This is a genomic window from Mesorhizobium sp. M7A.F.Ca.CA.001.10.2.1 (genome assembly GCF_003998575.1).
Lineage (GTDB): Bacteria > Pseudomonadota > Alphaproteobacteria > Rhizobiales > Rhizobiaceae > Mesorhizobium.
The window spans coordinates 1-1,131 of sequence record NZ_RZQY01001093.1; the positions used below are offsets into that span (position 1 = coordinate 1).

At 60.7% G+C, this 1,131-nt stretch carries 1 protein-coding gene; it reads left to right on the forward strand.

The features are described from left to right. Positions 1-116: 116 nt before the first annotated feature. A complete protein-coding gene (locus tag EN964_RS35350; RefSeq protein ID WP_127269301.1) occupies positions 117-914 on the forward strand; it encodes a class I SAM-dependent methyltransferase in 798 nt (265 codons plus the stop codon). The last annotated feature ends 217 nt before the right edge of the window (positions 915-1,131 follow it).

Here is a 1,131-nt window from a genome sequence, read left to right on the forward strand (position 1 = left end):
CCACTATCTACCTCTTGGACCGTCTGTAAATTCTTGAAATGTCTTGGCTTGTCCGACGACCTCTATTAAGCCCCGGCGGGTATCCAAATCCAGGCGTCCAGGGGCCAATAAATTGCATGACAAATCATTGGGACGATTACCACCGCCATTGGAAACTTCTGGAAGCGCCGCTCCGGCCAACAGCGGAAACCGTCGCTATATTCGATCGCGAACTTGATCTTGGAAATGCCGATGTCCTCCTCTTGGGGGTGACCCCGGAATTGGCAATTCTGGGCAAGTCGATGTTGGCGGTCGACCAGTCGGCGGCCATGATTTCCGGCGTATGGGCCGGCGACGACGGCTCGCGAAGGGCAATCGCCGGCAACTGGCTTAACCTGCCCGTGGATCACGCAAGCATCGACGCCGTCATCGGCGACGGATGCCTGTCGGCGGTCGATTCCCAGGCGGCGCGCAGTTCGTTGTTTGGCGAGGTCGCCAGGGTACTGAAGCCTGGCAGGCGCGCAGCGATCCGCGTCTTCGCACGACCGGAAACGGCAGATGATCTGCGCGGCATCGAAGCTCTGGTTCTGGCCGGCGGGGTCGAGAATTTCCACGCGCTCAAATGGCGGATCGCGATGGCGTCCACGACGAACGACCCCGATTTCGCCATCAAGGTGGCAACGATCCGCGATACGTTCGGCAGACTGTTCCCAGACCGCGAAGCTCTTGCCGCAAGGACGGGGTGGAGCATGAGCTCGATCAACACGATCGACGTCTATGCCGGCTCGGACATAAGCTACAGTTTCGCGACGCTGGCCACGCTGATCGAAGAGGCCGCCAACTGGTTCGGCGAAGTGCGCGTCGTGCCGAGCGGCAGCTATCCGCTGGCCGAACGGTGCCCGCTTCTGGTACTCGGTTCGGCCAGGCACCGGTAAGTTCATCATCATGCCGCCAAGAGGCGCTCCGAGCGCCTTGACTCCGGCGCGCCGCCAGCCTATTTCAGCGCCACGTTAGCACTCGCCTTTGGTGAGTGCTAACCACATGTCCGGCGCCGCCGGATGGAGGAACTGTTTCTCACCGTTCTCATCGAGGAAGAAAAAATGGCAAAGTCGAAGTTCCGCCCGCTTCATGACCGCGTGGTCGTTCGCCGGG

Excerpts from the sequence above, each read along its gene's own strand:
- EN964_RS35350 (WP_127269301.1), top strand. The coding sequence starts at position 117 with ATGACAAATCATTGGGACGATTACCACCGCCATTGGAAACTTCTGGAA.